At 33.1% G+C, this 16,748-nt stretch carries 15 protein-coding genes and 1 riboswitch; of the genes, 2 read left to right on the top strand and 13 right to left on the bottom strand.

Annotation, left to right across the window (positions count from 1 at the left end; translation table 11 throughout):
- Positions 1-26 precede the first annotated feature (26 nt).
- Positions 27-1,193 carry an MFS transporter gene (locus E9099_RS16255; RefSeq protein ID WP_136584572.1) on the top strand — a complete coding sequence of 389 codons (1,167 nt, stop codon included), beginning with the start codon at positions 27-29 and terminating at the stop codon, positions 1,191-1,193.
- Positions 1,194-1,261: 68 nt separating this feature from the next.
- On the opposite strand, the gene E9099_RS16250 is transcribed toward E9099_RS16255, so the two are convergent.
- The 4 genes from E9099_RS16250 to E9099_RS16235 are packed head-to-tail and all read right to left on the bottom strand — an operon-like array spanning position 1,262 to position 5,775.
- Positions 1,262-2,482 carry an ABC transporter permease gene (locus E9099_RS16250; RefSeq protein ID WP_136584571.1) on the bottom strand — a complete coding sequence of 407 codons (1,221 nt, stop codon included), beginning with the start codon at positions 2,480-2,482 and terminating at the stop codon, positions 1,262-1,264.
- A 2-nt stretch (positions 2,483-2,484) separates the two neighbouring features.
- The gene (locus tag E9099_RS16245) at positions 2,485-3,228 is read right to left on the bottom strand and encodes an ABC transporter ATP-binding protein (RefSeq protein ID WP_136584570.1); all 744 of its coding nucleotides are present in this window, start codon (positions 3,226-3,228) and stop codon (positions 2,485-2,487) included.
- Positions 3,229-3,232: 4 nt separating this feature from the next.
- Positions 3,233-4,432 (bottom strand): efflux RND transporter periplasmic adaptor subunit, encoded by a 1,200-nt coding sequence (locus E9099_RS16240; protein WP_240788912.1) that lies wholly within the window; start codon positions 4,430-4,432, stop codon positions 3,233-3,235.
- Positions 4,433-4,443: 11 nt separating this feature from the next.
- On the bottom strand, positions 4,444-5,775 hold the full coding sequence (locus E9099_RS16235; RefSeq protein WP_136584568.1) for a TolC family protein: 1,332 nt from the start codon (positions 5,773-5,775) through the stop codon (positions 4,444-4,446).
- A gap of 266 nt (positions 5,776-6,041) precedes the next feature.
- Positions 6,042-6,140: riboswitch (SAM-I-IV-variant riboswitch) on the top strand.
- A 52-nt stretch (positions 6,141-6,192) separates the two neighbouring features.
- On the opposite strand from E9099_RS16235, the gene E9099_RS16230 reads away from it, so the two are divergent.
- Entirely contained in the window at positions 6,193-7,494 is a 1,302-nt protein-coding gene (locus E9099_RS16230; RefSeq protein ID WP_136584567.1) for a Na+/H+ antiporter NhaC family protein, read from the top strand.
- Between the two features lie 97 nt (positions 7,495-7,591).
- Here E9099_RS16230 and E9099_RS16225 read toward each other — a convergent pair whose 3' ends face one another.
- The 9 genes from E9099_RS16225 to E9099_RS16185 form a co-directional block, all read right to left on the bottom strand.
- Complete coding sequence (locus E9099_RS16225) at positions 7,592-8,650, bottom strand: NAD(P)-dependent alcohol dehydrogenase (RefSeq protein ID WP_136584566.1); 1,059 nt, start codon at positions 8,648-8,650, stop codon at positions 7,592-7,594.
- A 2-nt stretch (positions 8,651-8,652) separates the two neighbouring features.
- Positions 8,653-9,078, bottom strand: coding sequence for an OsmC family protein (locus E9099_RS16220; protein WP_136584565.1), 426 nt, complete (start codon positions 9,076-9,078; stop codon positions 8,653-8,655).
- A gap of 28 nt (positions 9,079-9,106) precedes the next feature.
- Positions 9,107-10,201 carry an alkene reductase gene (locus tag E9099_RS16215; RefSeq protein WP_136584564.1) on the bottom strand — a complete coding sequence of 365 codons (1,095 nt, stop codon included), beginning with the start codon at positions 10,199-10,201 and terminating at the stop codon, positions 9,107-9,109.
- Between the two features lie 83 nt (positions 10,202-10,284).
- Positions 10,285-10,863 carry a Crp/Fnr family transcriptional regulator gene (locus E9099_RS16210; RefSeq protein ID WP_317130626.1) on the bottom strand — a complete coding sequence of 193 codons (579 nt, stop codon included), beginning with the start codon at positions 10,861-10,863 and terminating at the stop codon, positions 10,285-10,287.
- Between the two features lie 202 nt (positions 10,864-11,065).
- Positions 11,066-11,485, bottom strand: a complete 420-nt coding sequence (locus tag E9099_RS16205) for a hypothetical protein (protein ID WP_136584563.1) — start codon at positions 11,483-11,485, stop codon at positions 11,066-11,068.
- 120 nt (positions 11,486-11,605) lie between these two features.
- A complete protein-coding gene (locus E9099_RS16200; protein WP_136584562.1) occupies positions 11,606-12,253 on the bottom strand; it encodes a response regulator in 648 nt (215 codons plus the stop codon).
- A 4-nt stretch (positions 12,254-12,257) separates the two neighbouring features.
- The gene (locus E9099_RS16195) at positions 12,258-14,168 is read right to left on the bottom strand and encodes an ATP-binding protein (protein ID WP_136584561.1); all 1,911 of its coding nucleotides are present in this window, start codon (positions 14,166-14,168) and stop codon (positions 12,258-12,260) included.
- A 188-nt stretch (positions 14,169-14,356) separates the two neighbouring features.
- Positions 14,357-15,241, bottom strand: a complete 885-nt coding sequence (locus E9099_RS16190) for a carbohydrate kinase family protein (protein WP_136584560.1) — start codon at positions 15,239-15,241, stop codon at positions 14,357-14,359.
- On the bottom strand, positions 15,241-16,737 hold the full coding sequence (locus E9099_RS16185; RefSeq protein ID WP_136584559.1) for a mannitol dehydrogenase family protein: 1,497 nt from the start codon (positions 16,735-16,737) through the stop codon (positions 15,241-15,243). Before E9099_RS16185 ends, E9099_RS16190 begins: the two co-directional genes overlap by 1 nt.
- Positions 16,738-16,748: the final 11 nt, after the last annotated feature.

Genomic DNA, 16,748 nt, shown 5'->3' with positions numbered 1-16,748 from the left:
AATCCAAGATTTTAAATTTCTAAAAAATGAACAAAACATTATCAAATTCCGTATTATACTTAATGAGTATATCTGCTGGACTTGTTGTTGCAAACCTATACTACAACCAACCACTTTTACATCAAATGGTTGTAGAATTTGGAGTTAGTGAATCTGCCGTAAGTAATGTGCCTTTAGCTACACAATTGGGTTATGCTTTTGGTTTATTATTTATTGTCCCTTTGGGTGATAAGGTTTCCAACAAAAAAATATTACAATTCGATTTTGTTTTAATGATTCTCTCACTAATAGCGGCATCATTATCAAGTACTTTATATCTTTTGATTATAAGTAGCTTTTTCATTGGTTTTTCGTCTGCCTTACCACAATTATTTGTGCCAATGGTTGCTCAATTATCTGACGACAAAGGTCGAGGACGTGCCTTAGGTATCGTAATGAGCGGATTGCTAATTGGTATTTTAGGAAGTCGTGTAATAAGTGGTGTTATAGGAAAATGGTTTGGCTGGCGCTTTATGTTTTCTGCTGCAACGGTATTAATGGTATTGCTGTTTGTTTTACTTCAATATAAATTACCGAAAATTAAGCCCAATTATAAAGGAAGTTACGGAAGTTTATTAAAATCGATAGGTCATTATTTTAAAACAGAACCTTCCTTACGATTGGCTGCTTTACGCGCTGGACTTGGTTTTGCAGGTTTGAGTGTTTTTTGGACCACCTTTGTTTTTTTAATGGAAGATCATTTTAATTACGATAGCGATGTTGCTGGTGCCTTTGGTGTCTTTGGTATTGTTGGAGCACTTGGCGCAACCGTTGTTGGTAAAATGAATGATAAATATACTAGAAAAAGTATGATTATCTTCTCTACCGTATTATTAATGATTTCTTGGGTGATTTTCCTTTTTTCAGGATACTCTTTAATTGGTTTAGCCTTAGGCGTAATTGTAGTAGATTTAGGGATGCAAGTATTACATATTACTAACCAAGTTACTATTTTTTCTAAGAATCCAGAAGCTAGAAATCGAGTGAATACGGTTTATATGGTGGGCTTTTTTATTGGTGGAGCTTTAGGTACATTTTTAGGTGCGTATGCTTGGCAACATTTTGGTTGGCAAGGTGTTTCTGTTTTAGGGTTATTAATATCAATAAGTATTTTAATTGTTCAATTTATTTTTGAACCAAAACATCAATCATAAAAAAAAGACTAACTGTTTAAAACAATTAGTCTTTTTAATATTTATATTAATTTAAAAATCAAACGCTATTATTCGTAACGTAAAGCGGTTATTGGGTCTAAAGCCGATGCTTTTCTAGCTGGATACCATCCAAAAAAGATACCTGTTACTGCACACACAGCAAAAGAAATAACAATAGAATACAGCGCGACACTTGTTGGCCAGTTTAAAAAGTTTTCAATAAAAACAGTAGCTGCGAGTCCTAAGAGAACACCTAAAATACCACCGGTAATACTTATTAAAATGGCTTCAATTAAGAACTGCATTAAAATATCTGCTCCTTTAGCACCTACAGCCATTCTTAAACCAATTTCTTTTGTTCGTTCTTTTACAGAAACGTACATAATATTCATAATTCCAATACCACCAATTAACAAGGAAATACTTGCCACTGCAACTAATAAAACCGTTAACATTTCACTAGTCGAACTAAATGCAGAAATCAACTCTTCCATAGAACTCACATTAAAATCATCGGCTTCTGTATCCATTAATTTATGTTCTGTACGTAAAATTTCTGATACTTGTATTACCGCCGCTTCTGCATCATCTTCACTAATTGATGATGCCATAATTTGATTTAAATGATCGATTGCCAAAATACGTTTTTGTACCGTTGTATACGGTGCAATAACAACATCATCCTGGTCTTGACCAAAGGTATTTTCACCCTTTTCTTCTAATACACCAATCACTGTAAAAGGAATGTTATTAAAACGAATCATTTGACCAACAGGATTTTGACCATCAGGAAATACATTTTCTACAACGGTTTGCCCAATAACAGCCACTTTAGAAGCCGATTTAACCTCAGCATCTGTAAACATACTACCACTTTGTAAGCCTACAACTTTAATTTTAATATAGTCTGGGTTTACACCGTAGATACTACTTGGCCAGTTATTAGAACCGTTAATAATTTGTCCACTTCCATTTACAACAGGCGTTACATAACTCAATAAATCTGCGTTTTCTTTAATCACTTCGTAATTTTGAAGTGTTAAGGTTTGAACATCACCTCCACTACCTCTTGCAGGCCCCTTATCATCTGCACCAGGTTTAACGGTTATCATATTAGAACCCATGGCAGAAATTGAAGCACGAATACTCTCTTTTGAGCCTTCCCCTATAGCTAACATTGCAATTACAGAAGCTACCCCAATAATAATCCCCAACATAGTAAGCAAAGTTCTCGTTTTATTGAGAATAATTGCTTTCATCGCTATTTTAAATAAGTTTAATACTCTCATAATTAATGGTCTTGTTTAGGTAATTTTGCTAATTCGGTTGCTGCAGATTGCACATCATGATTTTGATAATCTTGCATAATTTCGCCATCTTTTAACACTACTGTTCTACTACTAAATGTAGCAATGTCTGGTTCGTGCGTTACAAAAGTTATGGTAATACCTTTTTTGTTTAGCTCCTGAAATAACGACATAATCTCATAAGACGTTCTAGTATCTAAGTTACCAGTAGCTTCATCTGCAAGAATCATTACTGGATTATTAACTAAAGATCTTGCTATGGCTACACGCTGTTGTTGTCCTCCTGAAAGTTGCGAAGGTGTATGATGTAATCGTTCGCCCAAACCAACCATCTCTAAGGCTTTGATTGCGCGTTCCCTTCGTTCTTCAGTACTAACTTTACTGTTATACAACAATGGTAACTCTACGTTTTCAATAGCAGAAGTTCTTGCTAGTAAATTATACGATTGAAAAATGAAACCTATCTTTTCGTTTCTAATGGTTGCTAACTCATTTCTGCTTAAATCTTTTACACTAACACCATCAATTTCATACACTCCAGAAGTTGGTTGGTCTAAACACCCTAAAATATTTAACATGGTACTTTTACCAGAACCACTAGATCCCATGATGGTAACAAACTCACCTTCTTTTATACTAAACGATATTCCTTTTAAGGCATGAACCGTTTCGGTTCCCATCGTAAACTCACGTTTTAAATTTTCTATTTTTATGATTTCTTTTTTCATAATCTTATCTTTTTCCTCCACCGCCTCCACGTTGTGGCATAAATGGACTTGTACTTTTAGCGTCTGTTCCTGCTTCTGATTTAGAAACTCCTAATAAACTATATACTAATTTTTCTCCTTCAGCAATACCGCTTACTATCTCTACATTAACACCATCACTCGCTCCAAGAGTTACCTTTTTAGGAGTAATTGCGCCATTATTCTCTAATACCCAAAGCGTAGTTCCTTCTCTAGAACGTTCTATAGAACTAGGTCCTAATTCTTCTTGTTTATTATAAGCTTCTAAAGTCGCTTTTTCTGGTTTAAAATTGACAGCTTTTGCTTCTGCAGTCAACACATCATTTAACTCCATAGTATAAATTGAAATGGTTGCTGTTAAACCTGGCTTAAGTTTTAAGTCTGGATTATCTGCTTTTATAACTACAGTATAAGTTACTACATTTGATGTTACTGTTGGATCTAAACGTACTTGTGTTACAATTCCGTTAAAGGTTTCACCAATATATGCATCAACGGTAAACTCAACACGTTGCCCTTCTATTACTTGTCCTATATCTGCCTCATCTACATCTGCTTCTACTTGCATTTCTTTTAAATCTTGTGCAATGGTAAATAACGTTGGTGTGCTTAAACTTGCTGCAACGGTTTGCCCTTCGTCTATAGCTCTTGACAATACAACGCCGTTTATTGGCGAATAAATATTAGCATAACCTAAGTTTGTTATGGCAGATTGTAAGTCTGAATAACGCTGAGTAACCGTACCTTTTGCTGTTTGATAATTAAAATTAGCATCATCAAAATCTGATTTACTAATTACTTGATTATCATACAATGTTTTTTGTCTTTCGTAAATTGTTTGCGTGTAATTTCTCTGACTTACAGCATTATCATAAGCCGCTTGTGCTTGTGTTTTTGATGCGTTAAGGTTGGTTTTGTCTAATTCTGCAATTAATTGGCCTTCTTTAACAATACTGTTGTAGTCTACATATATTTTTTCTACTACTCCAGACACTTGCGTTCCTACTTCTACTTGCGTAATAGGCTCCATAGTACCTGTTGCTGTAACCATAGTTGTTACATTAGCTTTTTTCGCAACAACCGTTTTTGCTTCTACGATGATGGCATCGTCACCTTTTAAAAACACAAAGGCTACTGTGCCAATTGCTGCTAATATTAAGATGCTGATTATAATTTTCTTTTTCATAATGGTATTGATTAAAGTTTGATATCGTTTCCTTGATAAAATTGTAATAATTGATGATATAAGATATTTAAGTATTTAGATTGTAAATAGTTTTGTTGCGTATTAGTAAACGTGTTTTGACTAATCACTAAATCAGTTGTACTTAAACCACCTAACTCATACTTTTTCTGTGCTAGTTTATACGACTGCTCTGCTGCTGTTTTAGATGCTTCCGCCGCGATGACTTGCTCTTGAGCAGAAACTGCATTTTGATACGCTGTTTCTATTTTTTTGTAAACTTCTTTTTCTGCACCTTGTTTTTGTATTTGAGCTTTCTCAATGTTTACAGTAGCGGTTTGAACCGCGGCTTTTGTTTGGTTTCGATTAAAAATTGGGATTGTTAATGATACACCAATTTTCTGATTAAAATTAATATCAAACTGTTCTGAAAACGTATTATCATTAATACTCGTATAACCCGATCCTATACTTCCTGTTAAAGACAATGTTGGCAAAAAACCACCTTTAGCAATGTCCAGTTCTTTCTCGTTTGCAGCTATATTTAATTTGCTTGCTTGTATCTCTGGTAAAAAGCCAATAGCATTATTGTATAATTGATTTTTATCAATTTCTAAATTAATTAAATCCATATTTTCATTAATGGTTTCAATCTCTAACTCCTCTAAAGGCGATAATTCTAGTAATTGCTTTAACTGAATGATGTATTGTTGGTAATCGTTTTTAGAAGCAATCACATTATACTTATTTGTCGCTGCTTGGCTTTGTGCTTCTGTATAATCACTTAAGGCAATAGTACCTGCATCTAAACGGGCTTTTGCTCTTAGTACTTCTTTCTCTGAAGCGTCTAAGTTGTTTTCAGCAATAGCGATACTTTCTTTAGTATAAAGCGTTTGTAAATAGACTTCTAAAATATTCAATTCGATATTATTCTTTTCGACCTCTTCTAGAAACATACGTTGTTCCAATACTAATTTGTTTTGTTTAATTTGATTAGTCAATTGGTTTCCTTGAAACAAGGTCATCGAACTGTTAATACCAACATTAGTACTGTTTATTTGATCTGTAACATAACTACTTGTAATTGGGTCAATAGTGTTTCCGCTAGAAAAATTTTGAGACGCTGTACCAAATAGGTTTGGTAATCTTGACGATTTTGATTTACTATAATCTATTTCGGCAATACTTTTATTTAAAGCAGCTTCCTTAACCGTAATGTTATTTTCTATAGCGTAAGTAATACAATCTTCTAATGACCACACCTTAGATGCTGTGTTGATTGAAGCGTCTTGTGCAAATGAGAATTGCACGAAGAACAGACTTACTAGTATTAGATATAATTTCATTTTTTTAAGTGTTTTGATTCTACACTTCAAAGATGAAACTATATACTAGTATATTACAAAGCGATAGACGTTTGCGGCAATTCACTATACAAAACCTCATTATTTATCGATGAGATTTATAGTAAAAGTCTTAAAAAAGGGATTCAAACCATAAACAGCCTACAAACAACCCGTTCACCACAAAATAAAAATTTTAATTTTGTGGTGAAGAATTAACATTTTTTAAGAATTACAATACCATATAAGCACTATTTTTGCCCACTTAAATAAATTATCAAGAATCTCAATAAAAGGAGATAGCAACCTGCAATAACGAGCAAGGTGCTAAATAGATAAGCCAAGTATTTGGAACAAATGTTAATTCATATTTCTTTTTATTTGTCCATTCTATTTCCTTTTCAAAATGAAATATAATTAATGGAACAGTCAATTAAAATTACTCCAAAATTTTCAGCATTAATACCTTTATTGGTCTTTGTTTTTACATTCTTAGGTGCTGGTATTTATCAAAACGATTTTTATGCACTTCCTGCTCCTATTGCAGTAATTACAGGTATTATTGTTGCTTTTTTAATGTTTAAACAATCTATAAACTCTAAAATTAAAACCCTTTTAAAAGGGTGTGGTGACGATAAAATTTTAACCATGTGCTTAATCTATTTATTAGCAGGTGCATTTGCTGCAATTACTAAAGCAACAGGTAGTGTAGATGCTATTGTTAATCTTGGGTTGGACTATATTTCGATACACTATATCTATTTTGGTGTTTTTATAATTGCTGGATTTTTATCGGTTTCTACCGGAACTTCTGTAGGGGCCATCGTTGCATTAGCTCCTATAGTTGTTGGTTTTGCAGATAAAAGTAGTGTTGACTTAGCTATCCTATGTGGTGCGCTATTAGGTGGTAGTATGTTTGGAGATAATCTATCGGTTATATCGGACACGACCATTGCAGCCACACAGTCTTTAGGTTGTAAAATGAGTGATAAATTTAAACAGAACATCAAAATTGCTGTTCCCGCTGCTTTATTTACTATTGCCATATTAATTTTTCAAGGTTTTGGTTTAAAATCTACCGAAACAGAAACAGTTGTTTATAGCTATTCTATTATAAAAATACTACCCTATTTACTGGTAATTGTATTGTCTATTATAGGTGTCAATGTATTTATAACTTTACTTTTAGGTGTTATATTTGGTGGATTGTTAGGTATTATTTACGGTGATTTTACACTTATCGAATCTACAAAAATTGCCTACACTGGTTTTACAAGCATGACAGAAATTTTCTTACTATCACTACTTACAGGAGGTTTAGCTGCGTTGGTAAAGAAAAATGGTGGAATTGAATTCATACTAGTAAAAATAAAAACTCTAATTAAGAATAAAAAAACGGCTCAATTAGGCATTGCAACCTTAGTCAGTACGACTAATATGGCTATTGCTAATAACACGGTCTCTATAATAATTACTGGGCCTATTGCAAAAACTATAAATGACGATTACCAATTAGATAATAAAAAGACCGCTTCTATTTTAGATATTTTTGCTTGTATTACGCAAGGTCTTTTACCTTATGGAGCACAAGTTTTAATGATTTTAAGTTTTTCTAAAGGAAAAATAGATTATTTAGATTTAGTATCAAACACATGGTATTTACTACTTCTGTTGATCTACACTCTACTTTTTATCAACTTTAAACCCTTACGTTTAAGTTAAAACAATAAACAGCAGGCTTAACCCCAAACATTACAAAACAAAAACAGCATCTAATTCTAAATTAGATGCTGTTGTAATATACACTGTATTTTAAATATTATGCTTTAAGAGACTTCATGTCAATTACAAATCTATACTTAACATCGTTACTTGTAATACGCTCGTAAGCATTGTTTATATCTTGCATGTCAATAAGTTCGATATCGCTTGTAATATTATGTTCCCCACAAAAATCTAACATTTCTTGTGTTTCTTTAATACCTCCAATTAATGAACCAGCAATACGCTTACGTCCTCCGATGATACTTCCTCTATGAAACGGTTTTAAAGGCTCCACCGCTCCAACTAATACCATAGTAGCATCAATTTTAAGCAATCCTAAATAAGGATCCATTTCATGACCAACAGGAATAGTGTTTAAGATAAAATCAAAACTACCTTGGTGTGCTTTCATAGCCTCAGCATCCTTAGACACCAATACTTCATGCGCTCCTAATCTTTTGGCATCTTTCCCTTTTTCTGGAGACGTTGTAATCATTACCACTTGAGCTCCTAATGCATGCGCAAACTTTACCCCCATATGTCCTAATCCCCCTAAACCAATAACGCCTACTTTATCTCCTTTTTTTACTTTCCAGTGACTTAATGGTGACCAAGTAGTAACTCCTGCGCATAATAATGGCGCTGTAGCTGCTTCGTCTAAATTCTCCGGAATACGTAATACAAATTTTTCGTCCACAACTACCGATGTAGAATACCCGCCATAAGTTTGCGCACCTTCTATATGCTTATCTGGACTATTATATGTCCAAGTCGCTCCTTTCTCGCAAAACTGTTCTAAATCTTGTTCACAAGAGGCACATGTTTGGCAAGAATCTACTAAACAACCTACACCTACTCTATCTCCTACTTTATATTTAGTAACTCCTGGACCTACTTCTAATACACGACCAATAATTTCGTGTCCAGGAATGACAGGATAAGTAGACCCTTTCCAGTCATTTCTTACGGTATGAATATCACTATGACATACACCACAAAACGTAATATCTATCTTTACATCGTCTGCTCCAACCGCTCTACGCTGAATATCTAACGGTTTTAAATCTTCGGTTGATGCGGTTGCACCATATGCTTTTACTGTTGTAGTTGTCATTATTATGATTTTTTTAAAGTTACAATTAACTCAATTTCTGTGTTTAATACTTTCGAAACAGGGCAAACCTCTTTGGCTTTATGTGCTATTTGTTGAAATTGTTCTGCATCAATCTCTGGAACAATCCCTACTAGGTTTAGCGTGATTTTTGTAATCGCCCCATCCTCAAAAGTAACGTTAGCGTCAACATCTAAAGTCGTTGCCGTAAAATTACTTTCATTTAATAAAAAACTTAATTGCATAGCAAAACAACCCGCATGTGCCGCTCCTATTAATTCTTCTGGATTGGTTCCTTTCTCGCCATCCTCAAAGCGTGTATGAAAGGAATAGTTTGTTTTATCTAAAACCTTACTTCCTGTCGTTAAGCTCCCTTGTCCATCTTTACCACTACCTTTCCATTCTGCAGTTGCTTTTCTTGTAAATTTCATGTTGTGTGTTTTAAGTTAAACTAATTAATTATTTAGATGCTTTTGGGTAATCTGTAAATCCTTTTACTCCTGTTGTGTAAAATGTCTCTTGATCCCAATCTGCTAACTCTAAATTATTTTCAAAACGTTCTACTAAATCCGGATTAGAGATAAATGGTTTTCCATAAGCTACCAGATCAGCTTCACCAGCGTCAATAACTTTGTTTCCTTTATTTTTATCAAACGCAGTGTTAATCATTAATGTTCCGTTATATAATGGTCTAAAATGCTTAGCGATTTCGGTTACCGCAAAAGGTACTTCAGAAACATCTGTAAACGGTTCCGATAAATGTACGTACGCTAAATTGTAATCGTTTAGTTTTTTAATGATGTATTCAAACGTAGGAATCGTGTCTTCATCTAAAGTAATTCCAAACATACCGTGCAAAGATGGATTGAAACGAACACCTATTTTCTCCTGAGGAATAACAGTCTTCATAGCATCTACAACCTCAAAGAAGAACCGCGCTCTGTTTTCTAAACTACCGCCATAGTCGTCCGTTCTTTTATTTGAACAACCATTAATGAATTGCTGAAATAAATACCCGTTTGAAGAATGAATCTCTACGCCGTCAAATCCCGCTTTTATAGCATTTGTTGCTGCATTTTTAAAATCATCTACCGTTTGCTTAATATCCGCAATAGTCATTGCTTTGGGCGTCACTGTATCTTTAAAACCTTCTGGAGTAAATGATTTAGCATTTGGATTTAAGGCTGAAGCCGAAACTGGCAATTCACCATTATGAAAATCGGGATGCGACATACGTCCAACATGCCATAATTGAATAAAGATTTTACCACCTTTATCATGTACACGCTTAGTTACTTTTTTCCAACCGTCTACTTGTGCATCTGTATAAATTCCAGGTGTATTTATATACCCTACAGCTTTTTCTGATACTTGAGAACCTTCTGTTATTAGTAAGCCTGCAGAAGCGCGTTGCTCATAATATAAACCTTGCAACTCATCCGTCGCTACTTTACCTTCGTTATTAGCACGACTACGTGTCATCGGTGCCATAACGACTCTGTTTTTAAGATTTAAATTTGTATTGTATGGTGTTAATAAGGATTGCTTTTTCATTGTAAATAATGTAAGTTATTAATAATAACAAAGTTACACTACATAACAACCAATAGCATTGATGTAAATCAATTAAGATAGATTTAACTTTTTATAAGCCTTCGGACTCTACTCAAGTTTTCTGGTGTAACACCCAAATAGTTAGCAATATCATAGTTTGGCACACGGTCTTCAATCAATGGATACGAGGCACAAAATTCTAAATACCGCTCTTTGGTATTCTTTTCTTGCGAAGACAATATGCGTTTACTTTGACCGATAAAAGCGCTTGTTAATAATAATCTAAAATAGCGCTCATAAATAGGTGCTTGCTCATATATCTTTTGAAGCGTATCATAATTAATGGACAATAACTGTGCATCCTCAATAGCCTCGATATATAATTTAGCAGGTGTTTGATTAAAAAAGGCTTCAAAATCTCCTATCCACCAATTTTCCACAGCAAACTGTATGATATGATTATTCCCTTTATCATCTATATAATAAGCCTTTAAACAGCCTTTTACTACAAAATACTGATGCTTTACATAAGTTCCTGGCTTAAGTAAATATTGTCCTTTAGAAACAGACACTTGAGTTAAAACAGAATTAAATAATTGCAGATCGTCTTGCGATGGCGAGATGTGATTAGTAATATGTTTTGTAATAGACTGATAAATCATATTACAAAGATGCTAAAAGGAAAAGCATTTTACAATAGCAAATCTATAGATTTGAAACTATTTTGTACACCTACTAGAAGTCTCATTTACGACTTAAAACAGTATGTAAATAAAAAACCTGTCCAACTTAAAGTTAGACAGGTTATAAATACGCTACAACGTATTTTATTAGTTTAATATATATTTAATTAACGACTTAGGCTTACATAAAAGTTAATGAAGCAACAATCATCCAACCACCAACGATAAGACCTAGTATACCTAATTTACCTAATTTTGGCGCTAATTTCACTCTTAATTCTTCTGCTTTTTGTTGTGCAGCATCATTGTTACTTAATATTAACTTATTAATCATTCCAAATCCTAACATGAAACCTAAAACAGCTTGCACTAAACTTCCTGCTAAAAGTGTAATCCACCAGATTGGTAAAGTAGTTAACCAACCAATGTTTAAAAAGGCTGAAATAATCCCCCAAATACCACCTAAACAAAAGATTAAACCAATCCAACCTTGGTAAGGTTCAATTTTGTCTAATAACTCTTGTGCGTTAGGTTTTTTTGCTAAAATTAGCGATGGTACTGCGATAATACTTAAAAGGATTAATGTAATTCCGTAAATCATAATGTGTAGTTTTTAATTTGTTATTTGTTATGGTGCAAAGATGCATAGATTTATAAATCTATTTAATACCAAATGTAGTGAAATTTACCTCCCTACTTTCAGGGATAGCCAAAATTTAAACTAATCTATAAGCCCATGCTCCATGGCATAACGTGTTAAGCCAGCAATGTTGCGCACCTCTAACTTTGAAATTAAATTTTTACGATAACTTTCTATAGTGTGCGTGCTTAAAAACAATTGAGAGGCAATTTCCTTTGTTGTAAACTCTTTGGCGATAAGTTTCAATACTTCTTTCTCTCTTTTAGTTAAAGAAATTTCTGGCTGAGATCTAGCAACAAACAAAGCTTCCATTAAAATATTTTTTATCCTAGGAGAAAAATAGTTCTCTCCACTAAGAATAGTTTTAATCGCTTTTAAAAGTTCTGATTTTTCAGCATTTTTAGATAAATACCCATTAGCCTCAGCATCAATTAAACTTTGAATTTTAAGAGGCTCTTCAAGCATACTTACTACTAAGGTTTTTACACCAGAAAATTGCTCTTTTATAGCCTTATTTAAAGCAATCCCATCCATTTCAGGCATATTAATATCCGTAATTACTAAGTCTATTTTTTGATCTAAATTAATCTCTAAGTACTTAGTAACTTGGGTTCCTTTTGTTGCTGCTAAGACAATCGTTATGTTTTTTTCTTCAGAAAGAATACTTCGTAATCCGTCTAAAAACATACTATGGTCGTCTGCGATAATAATATTGTACTGTTCTATCATAATACTAGTCTTGTTTTGGAATGCTTATCGTTATTACTGTACCTCTATTTAAAGCGGAATTAATTGAAAGTTTTCCATTAAATATTTTAACTCTATGCTCTATGTTTTGTATTCCAATACCTTTGTTAATTATTTCTAAATCAAAACCAACACCATCATCTTCATAAAGTAACTCAATACTTTTTTCGTCTTGAAGTATACTAATTTGCAAATCTATCTCAGCCGCTTTAGCATGCTTGAAAGCATTAGTCATCAATTCTTTTATAATATTCAATATATTTGATTGCTGTGTGTAGTTTAAAGCGTTCACTGCTTTTTCTGGATAGGCTTCAAAATTAATAACCACCGCATTGCTTTGTTTTAGCGTTGCTATATAATTTTTTACTAAAACAGTAAAATTATTTTCTTTAAACTCATTAGGAATCAAACTGTGTGAAATATCTCGGACATGTTGATACGTTTTTTCTAATTGCGCTAATAAGGATCCTACTTCAGGATTATTATCTAGGAGATTATTCATTTGTAATTTTACACCCGCAATATTACTACCAATACTATCATGTAACTCTCTAGCAATACGGTCTCTTTCTTTATTTTGAACCACAATCGTATTCTTTACTAGCTCTAATTCTTGAACTTGTAGTATTGAAGTCATTTCCTTCTGACGCAATACCTCTTGTTGTTTCGCCAATAAACTTTGTGTTTGCAACTTCTGATAATACACGATTAATAATAATATTATCGGAATAAGCAAGATAAAAAAACCAACAAGAATAGCATATTTTATTGTCTTTTGATATTCTATTTCGCGTTCCTTATTAACTTTATCTTCTTGTAGAGTTAGTATCTTTTTTTCTTTATTTAAGGTTTCATATTTAAACTCAAAATCTTTTATATTACGTTGGTTTTGATTATTAGCAATTTCATAGTTTAACGCCTCTAATTGTGTTTTTAGGTTATACGCATTTTTATAATCCTCTTTTAAAACACAAAGTTGCGTCAACCCTCTAATAACACGTTGTTCTAAGTTTAATTGATTCCATTGTACAGCGTTAACATAGGCTGTACTTAGTATCATTTCCGCAACTGGATAATTTTCTTTTGCACTATAAATTTCTCCTTCATATAAAGTAATAGTAATATATAAATCATAAAAACCTCCATTTAAAGTTTCCTCTTTAATTTCATAAAAAATAGATAAGGCTTCATCTAATTTACCTTCCTTTAGTTTTAATCGACCTAAAATGGTCTTCAATCTTAAATATACTTTGAGATATTTCTCTTTGTCTATAAATGGGAGTGTGTTTTTAATTAATTTTTCCGCTTTATCAAATTGATGCGTATAGATATAATAATTAGAATGCGTTGCTCTAAAATAAAGTAACATTAATGGAGTTGTACAAATGGGCTCTAACACTTTTAAAATAGACTTAACCTTTTCGATCTCACCTTTTAAAATATAAGTATCTGCTAACGCTAATTGAAAACGCTGAAACATTATCCCGTGGTCCTCTGCTAATGTAATTCCTTCTATAAAATAACCAATAGACTCATCCAAAAAGCCCATGTTTTGTCCACCTAGACCTTTATAATACAATGCCTTTAAATTGTATTTATCTTTTAAAACAGTATTACTTTTTATCTTAAAAACTTCTTTTTCGATTGCTGTTCCATAATAAAACAGAGAATCGGCATTATTAGATGGTAAAAACTGAACTGCAATACTATCCAAAAGAACAAGTCGATCATTAGGCGCTTTTGCCTTACCTAAGCTTTTGTATAGCTGCTTGCTTACAACCTTTGGTGTATGCCCAAATACGGTGTAATCATTTTCATTTTGAGACCATAGTAATGATGGCAAAACAAAAATAAAGAACAGTATTTTTTTGAAGTTGTAATTGATGAATTGAGTCATTTAAAGCAAAAATAGAATACTAGTATATATAAAGTCACAATATTAAACAATATACTAAACAATAAGCACACTGTTTTCAGGGGGTTTTATTGTTTATTTACAAATATCATAAAACAAAAAAAAGGCTTTATGTAAACATAAAGCCTTTTAAATAGCACTATCAATCCTATTTAATATAATACATTTATTTAGTTAGGGTTAATAAACGTATTAATGTCTTCTGTACTAAACTTAGGGTTAGCGCCTTCACTACCCGCCACTAAAGCGCCAATAGCACAAGCAAAGTCAATAGCTTCTTGTGGGTTGTCCCCTTTTAGCAGTTTACTAATTAAGGTTGCTAAAAAAGAATCTCCTGCACCTACTGTATCAACCACTTCAATTTGATAACCACTATTGTAGTAATACGTATCGTTATAATATAAAATAGCGCCATGACGTCCTTTTGTAACACAGATCGTTTGGGTATTTGTATATTCTGCTATAAATTTAATATTCTGTTCTAAACCATTTGTTTTTGAATTTAGCTGCTCTCCTATTTCAAAAATTTCATCATCGTTAAATTTTATAAAATCAGCTTCTTGCATTAAATAGCTTAAAACGTCTGTTGTATAATAAGGCGTTCTAAGATTGATGTCAAAAATTTTATACTTGGCTAATTTTAAAAGCGCATACAATGTATCTCTTGAGGTATCGTCTCTTGCGACCAAACTCCCATAAATAAAAGCATCTGCTTTTTCTGTCACTTTTTTATTAGACTCAGTTAACTGAATAGCATCCCAAGCGCGAGGAAACATAATATTATAAGACGCAGATCCTTTTTGGTTTAGCATCACCTTCACCTTTCCTGTCTTCAATTTTTTATCAACCTGAACGTATTCCGGATTTACACCTTGTGTTACGATATACGCCTTAATTTTACGCCCTTTTTTATCATCACCAATACGACTAATAATAGACACATTATTATCTAAAGATTGTAAACGTAATGCCACATTTAATGGTGCACCCCCTATTTTTTTATGTGTTGGAAAAACATCCCATAATACTTCTCCAAAGCAAACTATATTTTTCATTAAATCTTTGTAAAATGGTTAGCATTTCTATTTTTTACACATACTTCAACACCATGCTTTTCAATATCTTGATAAGCGTCAATATAAGCCTCTACAAAAACTGAAGACGTCTTAAGGTTTCCAAAAATAGAGTCTATTTCTAAAAATGCTTCTGGATTAGTTTTGGCCTCTAAAGCTTTTTCTTTTAATTCCAATTGCATGGCATCTTTAATAATTAAATCTGCACCATTCTCATCTTTACCTAAGCTATAAATAGCCCAAGCTGCTACAACAAAGGCTGCTAACTGCACAGACCCTTCACTTTCTAACTGAGATTGGACCGTTGGTAAAATAAAGATTGGAAATTTGGCAGAGCTTTCTGAACAAATACGATCTATTTGATCTTTAATATTAATATTTCCGAAGCGCTCTAAAAGTGATTTTTTATAGTCGTCTAGATTAACACCTTCCAAATCACCTAAAGTTGACGTTACCTCTACATCCATATAAGTATTTAAAAACGTAGCGATATTTGGATTAGACACCGATTGATCGATAGTATTATATCCTATTAGCGCTCCAAGAATACCTAATACAGAATGCCCCGCATTTAATAAACTTAGTTTCATTCTCTCATAAGGCACCACATTATCAACAAATTGTGCTCCAACAGTTTCCCATGCTGGACGACCTGCTATAAAGTCATCCTCAATCACCCATTGTTTAAAAGGCTCGCAAACTACAGGCCAAGCGTCGTCAACCCCCAATGTTTCGCTTAAAATAGTAATATCTATCGGAGCAGTTACTGGCGTTATCCTATCCACCATTGCATTTGGAAATGACACATTATTTTCAATCCACGCTACTAAATCAGGTGCTGCTGTAGTAACATAACTCAATAACATCTTTTTGGTCATGTGTCCATTACCTTGAATATTATCACAAGATTGAATCGTACAACCTACTAACCCTCTATCCTTTCTTAATTTTAAGGCTTGCGTCAAGTATCCAAAAATAGTTTTTGGAGCTTGCGGGTTTTCTAAATCATGTTGAATTAAAGGATTAGTAAAATCAAACGCTTTAGTCGCTTCATTATAATTATATCCTCCTTCTGTAATGGTTAGAGAAATAATTTTAACCTCTGGACTTGCCATTTTTTCAATAACCTTTATAGGATCTTCTGGCGCAAACAAATACTCTACTATCGATCCAATCACACGATTGGTATGTGTCCCATCTAATTGCTTAACAACCAAAGTGTACAAACCATCTTGCGCTTTTAAGGTGTTATAAATTTTAGTGTCAAAATCTAATAAAGCGACACCACAGATTCCCCAATCAGTCACTGAGTTATCATGTAATAACTGGTCGGTATAAAACGCTTCATGCGCTCTATGAAAACCACCAATACCAACATGTACAATACCTGTTTTAACTTTAGACCTATCGTATTGCGGTACAGCAATTCTTTCAGAAAGGTTTGAAAGGTTTGCAGAGTTTAATTTGTAATTTTTCATTTTAATCGTGT

This window comes from Psychroserpens sp. NJDZ02, assembly GCF_004843725.1.
In the GTDB taxonomy this organism is placed as follows: domain Bacteria; phylum Bacteroidota; class Bacteroidia; order Flavobacteriales; family Flavobacteriaceae; genus Olleya.
The sequence above is the reverse complement of the archived record's forward strand: the minus strand, read 5'-3'. Positions and strand labels throughout refer to the sequence as shown.

Excerpts from the sequence above, each read along its gene's own strand:
- E9099_RS16210 (WP_317130626.1), bottom strand. The coding sequence starts at position 10,863 with ATGATTTATCAGTCTATTACAAAACATATTACTAATCACATCTCGCCA.
- E9099_RS16245 (WP_136584570.1), bottom strand. The coding sequence starts at position 3,228 with ATGAAAAAAGAAATCATAAAAATAGAAAATTTAAAACGTGAGTTTACG.
- E9099_RS16200 (WP_136584562.1), bottom strand. The coding sequence starts at position 12,253 with ATGATAGAACAGTACAATATTATTATCGCAGACGACCATAGTATGTTT.
- E9099_RS16205 (WP_136584563.1), bottom strand. The coding sequence starts at position 11,485 with ATGATTTACGGAATTACATTAATCCTTTTAAGTATTATCGCAGTACCA.
- E9099_RS16215 (WP_136584564.1), bottom strand. The coding sequence starts at position 10,201 with ATGAAAAAGCAATCCTTATTAACACCATACAATACAAATTTAAATCTT.
- E9099_RS16195 (WP_136584561.1), bottom strand. The coding sequence starts at position 14,168 with ATGACTCAATTCATCAATTACAACTTCAAAAAAATACTGTTCTTTATT.
- E9099_RS16230 (WP_136584567.1), top strand. The coding sequence starts at position 6,193 with ATGGAACAGTCAATTAAAATTACTCCAAAATTTTCAGCATTAATACCT.
- E9099_RS16185 (WP_136584559.1), bottom strand. The coding sequence starts at position 16,737 with ATGAAAAATTACAAATTAAACTCTGCAAACCTTTCAAACCTTTCTGAA.
- E9099_RS16235 (WP_136584568.1), bottom strand. The coding sequence starts at position 5,775 with ATGAAATTATATCTAATACTAGTAAGTCTGTTCTTCGTGCAATTCTCA.
- E9099_RS16255 (WP_136584572.1), top strand. The coding sequence starts at position 27 with ATGAACAAAACATTATCAAATTCCGTATTATACTTAATGAGTATATCT.
- E9099_RS16250 (WP_136584571.1), bottom strand. The coding sequence starts at position 2,482 with ATGAGAGTATTAAACTTATTTAAAATAGCGATGAAAGCAATTATTCTC.
- E9099_RS16225 (WP_136584566.1), bottom strand. The coding sequence starts at position 8,650 with ATGACAACTACAACAGTAAAAGCATATGGTGCAACCGCATCAACCGAA.
- E9099_RS16240 (WP_240788912.1), bottom strand. The coding sequence starts at position 4,432 with ATGAAAAAGAAAATTATAATCAGCATCTTAATATTAGCAGCAATTGGC.
- E9099_RS16190 (WP_136584560.1), bottom strand. The coding sequence starts at position 15,241 with ATGAAAAATATAGTTTGCTTTGGAGAAGTATTATGGGATGTTTTTCCA.
- E9099_RS16220 (WP_136584565.1), bottom strand. The coding sequence starts at position 9,078 with ATGAAATTTACAAGAAAAGCAACTGCAGAATGGAAAGGTAGTGGTAAA.